Source organism: Priestia sp. YIM B13491 (genome assembly GCF_042787605.1).
Taxonomy (GTDB): Bacteria; Bacillota; Bacilli; order Bacillales; family Bacillaceae_H; genus Priestia; species Priestia megaterium_E.
In genome coordinates this window covers 20,168-36,814 of the sequence record NZ_JBHZOR010000020.1, presented here as the reverse complement: position 1 = coordinate 36,814, position 16,647 = coordinate 20,168, and the positions used below count along the sequence as shown (strand labels likewise).

13 protein-coding genes and 1 pseudogene are annotated in these 16,647 nt (G+C 34.7%); 11 read left to right on the top strand and 3 right to left on the bottom strand.

The genetic code is table 11. From position 1 onward, the window contains the following. Positions 1-258 precede the first annotated feature (258 nt). Entirely contained in the window at positions 259-945 is a 687-nt protein-coding gene (locus tag ACFX4E_RS27325; RefSeq protein ID WP_377259835.1) for an MBL fold metallo-hydrolase, read from the top strand. Between the two features lie 410 nt (positions 946-1,355). Here the strand turns inward: ACFX4E_RS27325 and ACFX4E_RS27320 are convergent, their stop codons facing one another. Further along, the gene (locus ACFX4E_RS27320; RefSeq protein WP_043981759.1) at positions 1,356-2,789 is read right to left on the bottom strand and encodes an amino acid permease; all 1,434 of its coding nucleotides are present in this window, start codon (positions 2,787-2,789) and stop codon (positions 1,356-1,358) included. Between the two features lie 636 nt (positions 2,790-3,425). Here ACFX4E_RS27320 and hutP point away from each other — a divergent pair. The 8 genes from hutP to ACFX4E_RS27280 all read left to right on the top strand — a co-directional run bounded on the left by hutP (position 3,426) and on the right by ACFX4E_RS27280 (position 13,269). Next, complete coding sequence (gene hutP, locus ACFX4E_RS27315) at positions 3,426-3,890, top strand: histidine utilization transcription antiterminator HutP (protein ID WP_028408945.1); 465 nt, start codon at positions 3,426-3,428, stop codon at positions 3,888-3,890. Positions 3,891-4,199: 309 nt separating this feature from the next. After that, on the top strand, positions 4,200-5,711 hold the full coding sequence (hutH, locus tag ACFX4E_RS27310; RefSeq protein ID WP_028408944.1) for a histidine ammonia-lyase: 1,512 nt from the start codon (positions 4,200-4,202) through the stop codon (positions 5,709-5,711). A gap of 217 nt (positions 5,712-5,928) precedes the next feature. Beyond that, complete coding sequence (gene hutU, locus ACFX4E_RS27305; protein WP_377259832.1) at positions 5,929-7,587, top strand: urocanate hydratase; 1,659 nt, start codon at positions 5,929-5,931, stop codon at positions 7,585-7,587. Positions 7,588-7,606: 19 nt separating this feature from the next. Beyond that, entirely contained in the window at positions 7,607-8,902 is a 1,296-nt protein-coding gene (hutI, locus tag ACFX4E_RS27300; RefSeq protein WP_377239038.1) for an imidazolonepropionase, read from the top strand. After that, positions 8,877-9,860 carry an agmatinase family protein gene (locus ACFX4E_RS27295; RefSeq protein WP_098333959.1) on the top strand — a complete coding sequence of 328 codons (984 nt, stop codon included), beginning with the start codon at positions 8,877-8,879 and terminating at the stop codon, positions 9,858-9,860. The genes hutI and ACFX4E_RS27295 overlap by 26 nt, the downstream gene beginning before the upstream one ends. A gap of 106 nt (positions 9,861-9,966) precedes the next feature. Then, positions 9,967-11,301: an MFS transporter gene (locus ACFX4E_RS27290; RefSeq protein ID WP_377259829.1), complete on the top strand. Its 1,335-nt coding sequence runs from the start codon at positions 9,967-9,969 to the stop codon at positions 11,299-11,301. A gap of 830 nt (positions 11,302-12,131) precedes the next feature. Then, on the top strand, positions 12,132-12,611 hold the full coding sequence (locus tag ACFX4E_RS27285; RefSeq protein WP_028408940.1) for a site-2 protease family protein: 480 nt from the start codon (positions 12,132-12,134) through the stop codon (positions 12,609-12,611). A 385-nt stretch (positions 12,612-12,996) separates the two neighbouring features. Continuing rightward, positions 12,997-13,269: a GlsB/YeaQ/YmgE family stress response membrane protein gene (locus tag ACFX4E_RS27280; protein WP_028408939.1), complete on the top strand. Its 273-nt coding sequence runs from the start codon at positions 12,997-12,999 to the stop codon at positions 13,267-13,269. A 472-nt stretch (positions 13,270-13,741) separates the two neighbouring features. Here ACFX4E_RS27280 and ACFX4E_RS27275 read toward each other — a convergent pair. Together ACFX4E_RS27275 and ACFX4E_RS27270 are read right to left on the bottom strand one after the other, a co-directional pair. After that, a pseudogene (locus ACFX4E_RS27275) lies at positions 13,742-13,894 on the bottom strand (DUF8096 family protein). Positions 13,895-14,058: 164 nt separating this feature from the next. Continuing rightward, the gene (locus ACFX4E_RS27270) at positions 14,059-14,370 is read right to left on the bottom strand and encodes a hypothetical protein (RefSeq protein WP_377259826.1); all 312 of its coding nucleotides are present in this window, start codon (positions 14,368-14,370) and stop codon (positions 14,059-14,061) included. Between the two features lie 326 nt (positions 14,371-14,696). On the opposite strand from ACFX4E_RS27270, the gene ACFX4E_RS27265 reads away from it, so the two are divergent. Both ACFX4E_RS27265 and ACFX4E_RS27260 read left to right on the top strand, forming a co-directional pair. Then, complete coding sequence (locus ACFX4E_RS27265) at positions 14,697-15,788, top strand: YsnF/AvaK domain-containing protein (RefSeq protein WP_377259823.1); 1,092 nt, start codon at positions 14,697-14,699, stop codon at positions 15,786-15,788. 332 nt (positions 15,789-16,120) lie between these two features. Next, complete coding sequence (locus tag ACFX4E_RS27260; protein WP_165574757.1) at positions 16,121-16,291, top strand: hypothetical protein; 171 nt, start codon at positions 16,121-16,123, stop codon at positions 16,289-16,291. The last annotated feature ends 356 nt before the right edge of the window (positions 16,292-16,647 follow it).

The window sequence follows — 16,647 nt, the reverse complement described above, 5'->3', positions numbered from 1 at the left end:
GCTGTTACTATACCACTAAATTTATAAATTTCTACTATTTTCATCTATTTTTAATGTGATTTTAAGATGAATTTTAGCGTGACTAACATGATTAGAAAAAGTATAAGGGGTTTCAATATCTAATTGATATGTGAAATTAACATAAAAAACGGTGATATAATTTATAAGAATTAGAAAAGAAAGAAAGAGACGAAAAATAAATGTAGAGTATATTCGATTACCCAATGATTCACAAATGAGTAGTATGGAGGGAGAAAAGTGAAAATAGTAGAACTACCAATTGAATTTGAATTTAATGGACAAAAAAATCTCATTTATCCTAGCCTAATTATATTGAATAATGAACTAACCTTGGTCGATACAGGGTATACGGGTTTTTTAACTTTAATTAGTAAAGAAATCTTAAAAAAAGGATATGAAATAAAGGAGTTAAAGAATATAATTATTACTCATTATGATGATGACCATATAGGTTCCTTATATGACTTCAAAGAAAAGTATCCTTGGGTCAATATTATTGCTAGTGAAACCGAATCCAAATATATAAGTGGTGCAATGAAGTCAGAAAGGTTGATTCAAGCCGAGAAAATGCTCAAAACTATGTCAAATGAAAAAATTGAATTTGGTAAATGGTTTATACAGCAATTAAAGACTTTAAATCATATTTCTATTGATGAAAAGGTACTTGATGGCGATATGATTTTAGATAACAAATGTAGAGTAGTAGCAACACCAGGGCATACTTCCGGACATATTTCATTATATTTTCCAAGCTTAAAGAGTGTAATTACGGGTGATGCAGCTGTTAATGAGAATCATGCATTGGCTATCGCTAATCCATACTTTTGTTTAAATATTAAAGAAGCAGAACAGTCTTTAAGAAAGATTAAAAATCTTAAAGCAGAAACTTATTATTGTTATCACGGTGGAAAATTAACTTTATAGGTGGAGACTAAGAGAAAATAGGCCTAATTATCAGGATCTATTCTATCTTTTTGATTTATCTTAAATTATTAACGAGGTTTACATAAGTCTTAATCGATACCCATAATATCTGGTTCCGAAGCACATGGTAAATATCATAAGAAATCTCAGAGGCACTTTTTATTTTAGAATACACGGATAAAGGTCTTTTGAAAAATATAGAGATAACCCATATTCAGATGAAAAAGTTTAATCACATGTTTTATAAAAAGGGTTGATGGATTAATTTGTGTATAATGTTTGTTAGTGTAATTAAAAAGCAGATCTTATCCAAGGATAAAATCTGCTAAAAAATCAAAAAGAGATAATGAAAACATCTTGATTTATTCAATGATTCATTAATTAAAGGAAGAATATAATTCCCACTAGGTCTATTCCCCAGAACTTCTCTTTAATATTATTGTATCTTTTTCCTTATCTATTTTCTTATGAATACGTAAGTAATAGTAGGCATAGCACCCAATTGCAAATGGGAGACCGCAATATAAAGCAGCCCTAAGAGAATCAACAAAAGCCATACTAACAATGACTACTAAACAGAGTACAAAGCAGGTAATTGGAACAATAGGATACAGAGGTGTACGGAAGTTTAATTGATTAATATCATTTCCTTCCGCAATATACGCTTTACGGAAATTTAATTGAGATAAGGCAGTTAACATCCAAACAGTGATGCCAGCTAGACCAGCAATCGATACTAAAATTAGAAAAACAGTATTAGCAGCAATGAAGCTTGTTAAGAGGGATAGACATGCTACTAAAAAAGTTACACTTAATGCGCGTAATGGTACCCCTTTTTGGCTTAATTTTGAAAAAGATTTCCCAGCAAACCCTTCGCGGCTCATAGCCCATAGCATTCGTGTGGATGCATATAACCCTGAATTTGCAACCGATAAAACCGCAGTGAGAATAACAAAATTCATCACATCTGCTGCATACGGTATCCCAACATTGTCAAAAACATAGACAAATGGGCTATCTACTGATCCTGCTTTTTTCCAGGAGACTAAACTAACAAGGATAAGCATGGAAATCACATAAAAAAATACTGTTCGCCAAACCGTATTTTTAATAGCTCTAGGGATTTCCCTATGTGGATTTTCAGATTCTCCAGCTGCAATACCAATCAATTCGGTTCCCTGAAAAGAAAAAACAACTCCAATCATGGCAAAGAAAACACTACTAAATCCATTTGGAAAAAGTCCTCCATTATTCATTATGGTAGAAACACTTTGAACTGGATTTTTTGCCCCATGAGTATCAAGAAATCCAAAAATTATACCTGCCCCAATTATAATAAATAATAAAATGGTTACGATTTTAATACTTGAAAACCAAAATTCTGTTTCTGCAAAACTGCGAGTAGACAGAGAGTTAATGATAAACAAAGAAGTTCCAAAAATAGCACACCAAACCCAAACAGGAATATCAGGAAACCAGCGCTGCATTAATAATCCAGATGCTGTGAATTCAACACTTACTGTAACTGCCCAATTTAACCAGTACATCCATCCCACAGTAAAACCTGTTCCGGGTCCTATATATTTTGTTGCGTAGGCTTGAAATGATCCTGTCACCGGCATAGATACGGTCAATTCACCAAGACAAAGCATAACTAAGTACATTAAGAAACCCACAACAAGGTAAGCTAATATAGCCCCACCAGGACCTGCTTCATTGATAATATGACCCGAATTTAGAAAAAGGCCTGTTCCAATTACTCCACCGATTGAAATCATAAATAAATGTCTGCTTTTCATATTTCTTTGAAGCTCATTGGATACTTCTATTTTTTTACTATGCATGTATAACCCTCTTCCTAATAGTATGATTTAATTATTTTTATGTTATAAGCAGGGTTCTCCTTTAAACTGAAAATTTAAATGAGCAGATCGGTTGGACATAATTTTAAATATGTTTTGAATGAATATAGTTTCTTTATGATTTTTAAAATATCTATTAAAACCTCAAAAAATATAATCCAGCTTTTCTTTCCAAGTTACTATAAGTCTTTCCAACACAAAAAAACTTCGCAAAAATACTAATTTCCTTTTTGCCAAGTTCCATTCTATAAACTAATAACTAAATTGGAGTCTTGTCTTATTTGCTTAACTACGCCTAAATAAACTTATATAAGTAATATTTTTAAGTTTGATAGGTATCTGATCTACTCTCTTGGAGAAAACCCTATTCTAAAAAATAACATCATACCTCATTTTTATATTTCCATCTTTTTGTTAAGATCCTCCATTAACTAAAATTTAATTCATCCACTAAAGGCTATATTATCTAGAATTTTCAGAATTATATTTAGTATATCTACCGAATAAATAGTTGTCAATGCAGAAATGTATGCGCTACCAAAGGCTAGGTTGACACCTAATATACTCTTCAGTATATACTAATCTAGTAGTAAGGGAAGAACAAAGGGGGAACATCTTATGAGCAATCAGGTTAAACAAAAGAATAATTTTTCAATGGGTAAGTTAACTTCTTTATTGGTTCTCTTGCATAATACTGAACTGGTGAAAGAAGTTGAACAAGAACTGGACTCAAGGGGTTATAACTATACAGTTGGAAAAGTTGGGGCTATGGAGCTATCAAAAGTAGTTGCTGCTGTTGAAACAAGTGCTAAAAATAACCATATTATAAATGCTAATTCGTATAGGGAAGTCCATGCTCTTTATCATGCCATATTGGAAGCAATTCAGGGAGTAAGTAGAGGGACTTTACAGTTAGGAGATATTTTACGTACAGTTGGTTTAACTTTTTCAATTGTTAGAGGAAATATTGACTCCTCTGGTTATGGTGGAGAATGGATTAGTGTATGTGTCTATGGAACTATAGGGGCTCCCAAAAAAGGGTTTGAACATGATGCATTAGGTTTTGGGTTCAACCATATCTAAAAAACTCTATTCAAGGTAATTTAAATAAATAATTTTAAATTTTTCAAAAAATAATTGACAAATTATTCAGATAAAGAGATACTAGTTTCAGATACATTAGTTGCTTTAAGCTTTAGACCTTAAAGTATAGATTCATTTAGAATTGTTAGTTATGTTTGTTTTAGATATTCAAAATTGTATTTAAAGCCCATAGTTTATTCAGTTTAGTTTATAGGGGGCTATATCAAAAAAGATTTGTTTCTTTTTTGATATAGCCCCTTTTTATGTTCAAAAAAATAAGATTTTTTAATTTAAAGAGGAGTGATTAGAATGTTTGTTCAAATAGACGGTAACTCATTAACGTATGAACAAATTCATCAAGTTATTTATGAAGGTTATTCTGTTAAAATTAGTGACCACGCTCTAGAAAATATCAAAAGAAGTAGAGCTTTAGTGGAGGATAGCATTACCAATAACAAGGTAATTTACGGTGTGAACACAGGATTTGGAAAATTCAGTGACACAGTAATTTCGAAGGATGATTTAGCTGACTTACAAATCAATTTAATTCGAAGTCATGCTTGTGGGCTTGGAGAGCCATTTCCTATAGAAGTAAGCCAGGTTATGTTACTTCTAAGAGCTAATGCATTAGCGAAAGGCTATTCAGGAATTCGTCTAGAAACACTTCAGTTATTAATAGATTGTTTAAATCAAAATATCGTTCCAGTTATTCCTAGTCAAGGATCGCTAGGAGCAAGTGGTGACCTAGCTCCTCTATCGCACTTAGCCCTATTATTAGTTGGAGAAGGCGAAGCCGTCTTTAATGGTGAAAAAATGTCAGGTGCAGAAGCATTGAAATTAGCAGGTCTTCAACCAATCAAATTGCAAGCTAAGGAAGGGCTTGCTTTAATCAATGGAACCCAAGCCATGACTGCTGTAGGTGTGGTTGCTTATATGGAGGCTCAAAAGTTAGCTGACCTTTCAGATGGAATTGCTTCCCTAACATTAGAAGGTTTACAAGGAATTGTTGACGCTTTCACACCAGAATCTCATTCTGTAAGACCTTACCCTGAACAGAAACAAGTGGCTGAACGAATTCTTTCTTACCTTGACGGTAGTCAACTAACAACTACTCAAGGACAAATTCGAGTTCAAGATGCGTATTCATTACGATGCATCCCGCAAGTCCATGGTGCTATTCAACAAGTTTTAAATTATGTAAAAGAGAAACTATCGATTGAGATAAACTCAGCAACCGATAATCCACTAATCTTCTCGGACAGTGGAAATGTTATCTCCGGTGGAAACTTTCATGGTCAACCTATTGCTTTTGCGATGGACTTTCTTGGAATTGCAATGTCTGAAGTAGGAAATATTTCTGAAAGACGTATCGAACGATTGGTGAATCCCCAACTAAGTGATTTACCGGCATTTTTAAGTCCTGACCCTGGTCTTCAATCAGGCTTAATGATTACTCAATATGCTGCTGCTTCATTAGTTTCGGAAAATAAGACATTAGCTCATCCTTCTAGTGTAGACTCTATTCCATCTTCTGCTAATCAAGAAGATCATGTGAGTATGGGAACAACTGCTGCTCGCCATGCTTATCAAATTATTCAAAATAGTAGAAGGGTACTTGCCATCGAAGCTATCTGTGCTGCTCAGGCTGCTGATATTAGAGGTGTAAGTAAGTTAGCTCCAGAAACAACGAAACTTTATTCAAGAATTAGAAAATCTGTTCCAACAATTACAAAAGATCGAATCTTCTCACGTGATATTGAAAAATTGGCTGCTGATTTAAAAGGGGTTGTAAAAGAAGTTAATTACGAAATGGTACGTTAATGAACGTGTAAAGTCGTTTTTATTATAAAACTCTAGCATAAACTTATTAAAATATTAGGGTATCAATCTTTCTTTTTCTCAATTATAAAGATTTACGAGATTTCCTGCGTAAAGTAAACCCGTATGAAATATGGACAGATTACAAGTAATTATCTATGAGAATAAATTTTAAAAAACAGTTTAAAATTATTTGAATTTATTTATAGGGGGAAGAAATATGACTACTGAACAAAAAGTAATTAAGGCGCCTCATGGAAAGGAATTAAATACAAAAGGTTGGGTACAAGAGGCAGTTCTTCGTATGTTAATGAACAATTTAGATCCAGAAGTAGCAGAACATCCGGAGAAACTAGTTGTATATGGGGGAATAGGGAAGGCAGCTCGAAATTGGGATGCATTCGATCGTATCGTAGCCACTTTGAAAGATCTAGAAGAGGATGAAACATTATTAGTACAGTCTGGAAAACCAGTAGCTGTTTTTAAAACTCATAAAGATGCACCACGTGTACTCTTAGCTAACTCCAATATTGTTCCGGCCTTTGCAAATTGGGAAAAATTCCATGAACTCGATAAAAGAGGATTAATGATGTATGGGCAAATGACAGCCGGTAGCTGGATTTATATTGGAAGTCAAGGAATTGTACAAGGTACGTATGAAACATTTGCTGAATGTGCGAAACAACATTTTAATGGTAGTCTCGAAGGTACCATTACCGTAACAGCTGGATTAGGAGGCATGGGAGGCGCTCAGCCATTAGCTGTTACAATGGCAGGGGGCGTAGTCATTGGAATTGATGTTGACCGAACACGTATTGAAAAACGAATTGAAACACGCTATTGTGACGTTATGTTAGAAAGCCTAGATGATGCCATTGCTCTAGCACAAGAAGCAAAGGACTCAGGAAAAGCGCTCTCAATTGGTTTGGTTGGAAACGCAGCTGAAGTACTTCCTCAAATGATTAAACGTGGATTTATTCCAGATATTGTAACAGATCAGACATCCGCACATGATCCATTAAATGGATATCTTCCAGTAGGCTTTACCTTAGAGCAAGGGGAAGTATTACGTACTGAAAACCCTGAAGAGTATGTAAGGAAGTCTAAGGCGAGTATGGCTGTTCATGTTCAGGCTATGTTAGATATGCAGAAAGAAGGAGCCATTGCTTTCGACTACGGAAATAATATTCGTCAAGTAGCGTTAGATGAAGGCGTAAAAGACGCGTTCAACTTTCCAGGTTTTGTACCTGCTTATATCCGTCCTCAATTCTGTGAAGGAAAAGGACCTTTCCGTTGGGTAGCTTTATCAGGTGATCCAGAAGATATTTATAAAACAGACGAAGTTATTTTACGTGAATTCTCATATAATACCCATCTTTGTAACTGGATTAAAATGGCGAGAGAAAAAATTGAATTTCAAGGATTACCGGCACGTATCTGTTGGTTAGGATATGGAGAACGTGCACGATTTGGAAAAATCATTAATGAAATGGTTGCATCTGGAGAACTTTCAGCACCTATTGTTATTGGTAGAGATCATTTAGACGCGGGATCTGTTGCTTCACCAAACCGCGAAACAGAAGCGATGAGAGACGGCAGTGATGCTGTAGCAGATTGGCCTATTTTAAATGCACTAGTTAATACAGCCGCAGGGGCAAGTTGGGTATCTGTTCACCATGGTGGTGGCGTAGGCATGGGATATTCTCTTCACGCAGGTATGGTCGTAGTAGCAGATGGTACGGAAGATGCGGCTAAACGTATTGAACGCGTATTAACAACAGATCCTGGTATGGGCGTAGTTCGTCATTTAGATGCAGGCTATGAATTAGCCATTCAAACTGCCAAAGAAAAGGGCATGAACATTCCAACATTAGACTAAAAGAAAAGGAGTGAGCATTATGTCATGTATTACGTATATTAAATGTGCTTCACAACTGATTACAGTTAGGGGCGGAACTAAAGAACCAAAACGCGCTCAAGATATGTCCGATATCGGTATTATCGAACATGGTAGTGTTGTAGTGGAAAATGGGTTGATTACATTTGTTGGATCAGATGTTGAAGCAGAACGCTATGTTCATACTTTGAATGGACATATAAATACGATTGATGCTTCAGGAAAGATTGTTACTCCAGGTCTAATTGATGCTCATACTCACATTGTGTTTGGGGGCAGTCGTGAAAAGGAACTAGAGATGCGATTAAACGGAGCTAAATATATTGATATCCTAAAAGCAGGCGGAGGAATTCTTCAAACAACAACAAGTACAAGAGAAGCTACAGAAGAACAACTGATCCAAGAAACCTCTAAACGTCTGAATCGTTTTCTACAATATGGAGTTACGACGGTTGAAGCGAAAAGTGGATATGGTTTGACACTGGAAGATGAATTGAAACAGCTACGAGCAGCAAAAAAGCTACACGAAAAACACCCTGTTGATTTAATTTCTACCTTCATGGGAGCTCATGCTGTTCCCGTTGAATATAAAGAAAACCCAGACGAATTTGTTCGTTTAGTGATAGAGGAAATGATTCCAAGAGTTGCAGAAGAAAATTTAGCTGAGTTTTGCGATGTTTTTTGTGAAGAAGGAGTCTTTACAGTTGAACAGTCGGAGCAAATTCTTGAGGCAGGAAAAGTCTACGGATTAAAGCCAAAAATACATGCAGATGAAATTGTTCAATTTGGCGGTGCAGAACTTGCAGCAAAAGTAGGGGCTGTTTCAGCCGACCATTTATTACAGGCATCCGATGAAGGTATTAAACAAATGGCTAAAAGTGGGGTTATTGCAGTCTTGTTGCCAGGTACAGCGTTCTTTTTAATGGAGAAGCCTGCGAATGCAAGAAAGATGATTGAAGCTGGAGTTCCGGTTGCCCTTTCAACTGATCGTAACCCAGGGTCATCACCTACTGAATCATTACCTTTTATTATGAATCTAGCATGTCTTACGATGAAGATGACGCCAGCCGAAGTCCTAACAGCATGTACAATTAATGCAGCTCATGCCATTGGAAGAGCTGATGAAGTTGGGAGTATCGAAGTAGGAAAGAAAGGGGACCTTGTTTTATTTGATGCACCAAATTATCAAACGTTGCAATATAACTATGCAGTGAACCTTGTAGATACTGTGATTAAAAAAGGACAAGTGATTGTGGAAGGTGGGGTTTTACGTGACGTACCCGTACCCACAACTTAATCGTCCCTCTTTTCATTGGGAAAGACAGCGTTCAACTGAACCTAAGGTAAGTGATTGGATCAAGACTTTTGAAGTGCAAGATGAAATAGATTTTCAAGCTGTAGATGTAACCGTTTTGGGAGTCCCTCTTTCGAGATCTTCTATTAGTGCCTCAGGGGCAAGTGAAACACCCCTTGCCATGAGGCAACTATGGAAATCGTTTAATCCGTATCACATTGAATATGATACGGATTTGACCTCCTTATCGGTTTTAGATTTAGGCGATGTCAAACAGCATGTAACAGATATTTCACTTTCTCATCAGTATATTAAAGAAGCAATGATTTCAATGCGGAAATATCACCCCCATACACTGCCTATCATGTTAGGGGGAGATCATTCGATTACGGCTATGTTAGTAAAAGGCTGGAAAGAGTCGCATCCAGAACAACGTATAGGCATTCTTCAATTCGATACACATTTCGATTTACGCAGTTTAGAAGATAACGGACCATCAAATGGAACGCCCATTCGAAACCTAATTGAGAGTGGTAACGTTGAAGGCAAAAACGTTTGGAATATTGGCCTGCATGGGTTTTATAACTCTAAATCTCTCAAAGAGTATGCAGATACCCACAAGGTTAATTACGTGACCTTACTTCAAGCTAGAAAAACAGGAATCTCTAATACAGTTGAAAAAGCCTTAGACGATTTAGCTAAGAAAGTGGATGCCATTTATCTTACAGTAGATATGGATGTTCTTGATATCGCTTATGCCCCTGGTGTACCAGCAGGAACTACAGGAGGAATGAGAACCGATGAATTGTTCGAAGCGATATATATTGCTGGTTCACACCCATTAGTCCAAGCGATGGATATTGTATGTTTAGATCCCTTACGTGATAAATCAGGAATTACTATTAAAGCAGGAGTTCATGTATTCTTAAATTTTTTAACAGGCTTTGCAAGTAGGAAATAAAATATTGACCTCCTTATTCTTTTGAAAGTGCCAAATTTCTAGACATTTATTATGAAGCTTTCTATCTCAGTAAGAAGAGTGACCAAATGAGAGAGGAGAGAAATAATTGGTGAAAAATAATTATCGCTACTTTATTATTTTTATGATTGTTATTATAACCATCATAAATTACATAGATAGAGGAGCACTTTCATACGCTCAGGCTGAAATTATTCAAGAATTCAACTTAAATCCAGTAAGCTGGGGAGCAATTTTGGGTTATTTTGGCTATGGTTATATTTTCGGAGCACTATTTGGAGGAGCATTAGCAGATAAGAAAGGTCCTAAGTTTATGTGGATTCTTGCTGGAACTACATGGTCAATATTTGAAATTGGCACTATATTTGCTGGTCACATAGGTGCAGCGTTTTTTGGGGGTTCTGCATTAGCAGGTTTTGCGGTATTTCGTGTTTTATTTGGTCTGGCTGAAGGGCCTACTTTATCTACAATGAACCGAACAATGGCAAATTGGGTGTCTCCAAAAGAAAAAGGTTTTTCTGTAGCACTTGGCTTAGTTGGCACTCCAATTGGAGCATTGGTCACGGCACCTATCGTAGTGGGTCTTCTCACAGTCACTAATTGGAAGATAACATTTATTATTCTTGGCCTATTAGGTTTTATTTGGGTATTAATATGGAGAAAAATATTTACAAATTTACCTGAAGATCATTCGAGAGTTTCAAAAATTGAACTTCAAAAAATTCGAAGCACAGATAATTTAATAAAAGGTGAATTACAATTAGATAATACAAACCCTCAAAATGTTCCTTGGTATTATTTTTTTAAAAACCCTACATTAGTAATGAACGCTATTGGTTACTTTTCATTTTTGTATGTCAATATCCTATTACTAACTTGGACTCCAAAATATCTGCAAGATGAATTTAATTATTCTTTAGCATCTCTTTCGTATATAGGTATGATTCCATGGGTAGGTGCTATTGTTACAGGATTAGTAGGAGGGGAAATTTCGGATAAATTACGTGAGAAAACAGGAAATTTGCGTATAGCTAGATCTTGGTTCACAGTAGTCTGCTTATTTTTTACAGCTATTTGTTTTATGCTAATCCCAACGGTTGGAAGCGCGACCTCAGTGCTTTTATTAATGTGTATAGGCAATGCCTTTAATTACCTGCCCAATTCGATCTATTGGACAGTTGTTCTTGATACAGAGCCCAATAAAGCAGGAACTTTTGGGGGAGTAACTCACTTTATTGCAAACCTAGCTACTATTATTGCACCTACGCTAACAGGAAGTCTTGTTGCGACACATGGGTATAATGCTATGTTTACTGCTGCTGCCATTGCTGTAATAATTGGAATGGTATCTATGATATTTGTGAAACCAGGACAACGAAGTCATATATCGGATATGCATAATGAGGAAAACATTATATTGTAAGAACTATTATTCTTCTATAGGACAAAAGCTTCTAAAGAAAAAAGATGGTTAATCTAAGAATTCAAAAAGATAAAACTATAAAAATTTGTAGTTGTTAACAGTTTATATGCTTTCTTAAAAAAGATATTTTGTTAAGTTACAAAAAGGTAAAAATACTTATAATCATGCTAAAGAGCACTCCTGTTTTTTGAATACAGAGGTGCTCTTCTACAATAAAATTTGTATGACAACCTTTCAATTAATATGTTATAATTACTAGTAGACCTAACCTTTCTTATACTTTCGCAAAGTATAACTCAAAATCAAAAAAAGTCACCTCACTCTCCAATGCTACTAGAATGAGGTGACTTTTTATTTTATAGTGTCGTTCAATCTTCCTCCGGAATCTTAATTAAAATAGTGATAGCTACTGTTGTCAGAAATATACCCCCTAAAATTATCAATAGATTTGTACTCATATCTCCCATCTACCCTTCTACTCTAATCCCTATAATTTCATTGTAGCAAAGGAGATAAGTGAATAGAACAAAAAAATGAGAGCGTTTTATAAAAGTGTTTTATTATGTTAAAATACTTTTATTTTTTAAACCAGATTAACATATGTAATTTTTTTCTTGAGTAGAGCAAGCTACCTTTTTCTATTTGGAGGTAGCTCTTTTTATTGTAAAGAAGGTCCGGTTTAATTATTTAGTTAACCTAATGGAAATCATAAACACAAAGCATAGAAAAGTACTATTCTCTTATACAGCCCTCATAAAATTACCGGTTTTGATAGACGAAAATGTGGAATATCAAATGTAAGATTATTTTAGGATGAAGGGGAGACAGGTATGTTTGGATGGAGTGATATGCCGAAATTATTATTTTCTTTTTTAATTGTCATTCCACTTGTGTCTGTTATTCATCAACTGGGGCATTCATTTATGGCTATTATTTTAGGTGGAAGGGTCGATTTTACCATTGGACAAGGGAGAACGATTTTTAGGTGGAAAAAAATTAAAATAAAATCTATTTATTTTTTGCACTCTTTTTGTATTTACGAAAAATTAAAGTATGATAATCGGTTTACTCATGCTTGTGTTTATGCTGGAGGTACCATAGCTAATTTAGCGTCTATAATTCTTATGTATGGTTTAATTATGTGGGGTGTTCTCTCAAAGAATCTCTTTTCTTACCAATTTGTTTATTTCTCTATTTATTATATTGTTTTCTCTCTCTTACCCTTTGAATATTCAGAAACGAGTTTAAGTGATGGCCGAGCTATCTATGATGCATTGAGATATGGAAAGATAACGTGTAATCCGGATTAATAAAGGCAAAGTGGCTAATTAAAACTGTACATCCACAACGTATATTAACGCGGCAACGGTACTGAAATAGATACTGATTAGTAATCAAGTCTTAATTCTTTAGATACTATGATGTAGCTACTGCGGTAAACTTACCTGGCTACTCAAAAAATAACAAGGAGCTATTACTTCAGTAGGTAAGGGGTAGATGGTTATATAGGAGGTGCTGGTTTTTTATATGCTGAGGGCTTGTCCTAATCGCTTATTTTTTTCATAAAACAGTCGACAAATGAGAAGGTATCCTTTTATATAAGAGAAAATCTGTAATCAGGAAAAAAATAACAGGATTAATGAGTTTTAGTGAGGGGTAAAGTCAATTAAACAATTTAAAAGGAGGGGAGTATTAATGGAGATTCTATGGATGCTAATTGTAGGTGGAATTATTGGGTGGCTCGCCGGTTTAATTACAGGACGCGACGTTCCTGGAGGTATTATTGGTAATATTATCGCTGGCTTTATTGGTTCTTGGTTAGGCGGTCTTATCTTGGGAAGTTGGGGGCCAGTCATTGGCGGTTTTGCAATCATCCCAGCAATTATTGGATCAATCATTTTAGTATTAATTGTAAGCTTTCTTTTAAGAAAAATGGGTCAAAAAAAGAATCATGGTCATCATGTATAAAATTGAAAAAACTTAAATTGGAGTGACTAAAAATGAGAGAAGACAGTAATTCTATGCTATATGATTTTATTGAAGGTAATCAATTTGAACTAGATTCTTATCTTACTTATTTGTTCGATCAAATTAATAATTATAGTGAAGTTCTGTCAAAAGGTTAATGAGATTGCAGATATTTTATTATAAAGAAACAGACAAAAAAATAATAAATCAAAATATAGTATAAGCGACCTTAGTAACTTTGTTTACGGTATATAGGGTCGCTTATTATTATGGAAAATATTTAAAAATAAAGTGCAGATATGCTTCTTTACTGCAGTAGGTCAGAAGTAAACGGATCTAGAATATGTGCTTTTTTTATAGATTAGGAATTAGCTTCCTCACTTAAACTGAAGTATTTATTACTCAACCTTATTGAACATAAACAAAAGACCCCTTTAAATTCTGAAAGGCCTGGTTATCATATATTTATATTTTATATACTCTTCTTCATACCACGATCTCTACATTCACGTAAGAAAACGCCAGCTTTTACGGAGCTTTTGAAGTAAGCTTAGTTGCAGTTATCGCAACGGCCACTAACTTTATTGGGAAATTCAGCATAGTCATAAACTTTATCAAGGATGATTTTTTGCTACTCTTTCTCTTCTATAAAGTAAAAAAGCAGGCCTTGAGTAGTTAAAGAACTCCTTTTTTACTTTATTCTATAACGAAGCTAACTCTTTCTTCTTCGTTATCATGTGAAAAATAATTTCAAATCTGTATAGCAGAAAGGAATTTATAGAAAAGCTGTTAGGATTTATTTCCTTTAAATATGATCTTTCTTTTCTCCTGTTTACTCCGTTTTAACCGTAGTTCTATCTTTTTATCTAACGCTCTATACAGTATTTCGCTAGTTGCACATATCAAAAATAAGATTAGAGTAATAATTGCAGCCTTTGGTACATGAAAATAGAAACAAAGTACGACTCCAAGTAGTGACATAGCGTAAATAGAGTTGGTTACCCATCTTCTACTTCTATGAGCTTCTAGGTTTCTCTCAAGTAATTCTTTTTGCCCTTCTTCTTTTTTTGTATCTTTTAAATGATGGTATGTAGAATTCATCGCTTTTTCTCCCCCATGAAAACTAATTGTAAATTATCTCTGTATTAAATATCCTATATGTTTCAATTAAGGAAAAATATGAGGTTTTCCTTTTTTCATATTATATACGAACAAACGTTCTTTTTCAATAAAAACTCTAAAGTTTTCCCGAATATGGATATTGCCTCTACTTCATCTTTCTACATTTTATAATTTAGGGGTCATTTACATAGTCATTCGTATTAAGTTTTAAATAGAAACCCACTGGGTACATGATATACACAATAAGGATGGAATTAAATGTGAAAAGAAGTTTTCGTTTAATTAAAATTTAAGGGGATGGGAAAATGGGAACGAGAAAACGAGTTGCAGGGACTTTTCATTCGGAGCAAGAAGCGATACATGCAATTAAGGGGTTAAAACATCAGGGGTATCGTGAAACAGACATATTAGTAGTAGCAAAGGATAGCAATAATACTTTACAGTTAGGGACTGAGACGAATGTAATGATAGAAGTTGGAACACCAGCTGTAAGTTCGTTGGCAAGTGTGATGATGGACAGCTTTCTTACCATGATGACAGGTGGAATGATTTCTACTACCCAAGCTGGTGGCCTAACTTCAAAACTTGTTAGAATGGGGATTCAAAACTTTACTGCAAAACAGTGTGAAATGGATGTAAAGGAAGGGAAAATCCTTGTCCTAATTGATGTGGATGAAACTCAAACAATTCCTTCATATACTACGGTTAGGGAGTCTCCATACGAGACAGAGGGGCATAGGTCAGTGCTACTTCGTGAAGAGCAACTTAATGTAAGGAAAGAGCGAGTTCAGGCTGGGGAAATACAACTTCGTAAGGAAATTGTAGAAGAACTACGAACTATCCAGGTTCCAGTTATGCGTGAGGAAGTCTACGTAGAACGCCGCCCGGTCATAGACGGTCAGTATGATGGTAGCCCATTGACAGAGAACGAGATTATTCGTATTCCTATTATGGAGGAGCGAGTTGAAGTAACCAAGAGGCCTGTAGTTGTGGAAGAAGTCATCATTGGTAAGCGTAAAATTCAAGAGATTAAAGAGATGAAGGATACTGTTCTAAAGGAAGAAGCAAAAATTGAACAGTCAGAACTCCCCGCGATTCCTGAACTTGCTGACTCTGAAATCTATCAAAACATGGATAATCACGTAGATCAAAGTTACCAAGAAGTTGTAGCTGCAATTGCTTCTGATGCTTCAAAAGAGGAAAAAGTTAAACTTTCAGCCGATAAGAAACAAGAAGCTCAACTTAAAGTGACAACTTCTCCTGTTATCAAAGAGATTGAAGAGGTCACAGCCTCAGTAAACAATCAGAAACCAGAAAGTCATATTGAAGATACGGATATTACTACTTCTGAAAAAGGGAAGAATAATGAGAAATCAACAAACAAGCAAAAGAAATAAGTATATCTCCTCTATGGTTTATAGCAAAGAGAATAATTAGGGATATTTAAGGAAGGGCTGCCTAGCTGTATTGGCAGCTTTTTTTATTTTTCTTTAAATTAACATAAGTAATGTTTTTAAAATCAAAAAGAATTAAAATAACCCATCAAAATGAGCATAAACAGGTAATAAAATAAAAGAAATGACTTTCATTACTGGAGGTCATTTCTTTTATTCCTAAAAGTCCTAGAGATTATATCAAATTTCAACAGGTATTCTCCCTAAATTCTAGAAATATTACTTATCAAAATATCTTAAAAATATTTCCAAATTTGATAAAAGAAGGTGATTGAATGGAGCGAAAGAAATTTATTGAATACATTGATAAGTTACTAGAACAATCTGATGCGTGGAGAAAGGATGCGGAGAAAAGAGAAGACTGGAACAGTGCGTGTTTTTACCAAGGTGAGGTCAAAGCTTATGAGAGAGTAAAGAGATTAGTTAATCAGCAGTTACATGTATAAATAAAAATTACAAACCTAACTCAGAAATGAGTAGGGTTTGCCTTATTTCTTCTTTTAGTTTACATAAGATAAATTCTAGGAACCAATTTATTTCAGGAGAAAGGGGGCATTTTATGGTCCAATATAATAGTAAGTGCATAGAGTTAGTTTATAGATAGAGTAAAATCGTTTGAGTGTCTTAGACTGCGCTTTTTTATATCTCAATTTTTTAAGAATACTTTTGAAATTGAGATATAAAAAATTTAAATTTATATTAAAACCCACAATTTTGCCTGTCTACTCATAGAAATAAAAAGAAACTATACAGCAGCAGGTGATCATTAGATGTTTATAAAATATATGCTCTTCTTTATATG

Excerpts from the sequence above, each read along its gene's own strand:
- ACFX4E_RS27320 (WP_043981759.1), bottom strand. The coding sequence starts at position 2,789 with ATGCATAGTAAAAAAATAGAAGTATCCAATGAGCTTCAAAGAAATATG.
- hutP (WP_028408945.1), top strand. The coding sequence starts at position 3,426 with ATGAGCAATCAGGTTAAACAAAAGAATAATTTTTCAATGGGTAAGTTA.
- hutH (WP_028408944.1), top strand. The coding sequence starts at position 4,200 with ATGTTTGTTCAAATAGACGGTAACTCATTAACGTATGAACAAATTCAT.
- hutU (WP_377259832.1), top strand. The coding sequence starts at position 5,929 with ATGACTACTGAACAAAAAGTAATTAAGGCGCCTCATGGAAAGGAATTA.
- hutI (WP_377239038.1), top strand. The coding sequence starts at position 7,607 with ATGTCATGTATTACGTATATTAAATGTGCTTCACAACTGATTACAGTT.
- ACFX4E_RS27285 (WP_028408940.1), top strand. The coding sequence starts at position 12,132 with ATGTTTGGATGGAGTGATATGCCGAAATTATTATTTTCTTTTTTAATT.
- ACFX4E_RS27280 (WP_028408939.1), top strand. The coding sequence starts at position 12,997 with ATGGAGATTCTATGGATGCTAATTGTAGGTGGAATTATTGGGTGGCTC.
- ACFX4E_RS27270 (WP_377259826.1), bottom strand. The coding sequence starts at position 14,370 with ATGAATTCTACATACCATCATTTAAAAGATACAAAAAAAGAAGAAGGG.
- ACFX4E_RS27265 (WP_377259823.1), top strand. The coding sequence starts at position 14,697 with ATGGGAACGAGAAAACGAGTTGCAGGGACTTTTCATTCGGAGCAAGAA.
- ACFX4E_RS27260 (WP_165574757.1), top strand. The coding sequence starts at position 16,121 with ATGGAGCGAAAGAAATTTATTGAATACATTGATAAGTTACTAGAACAA.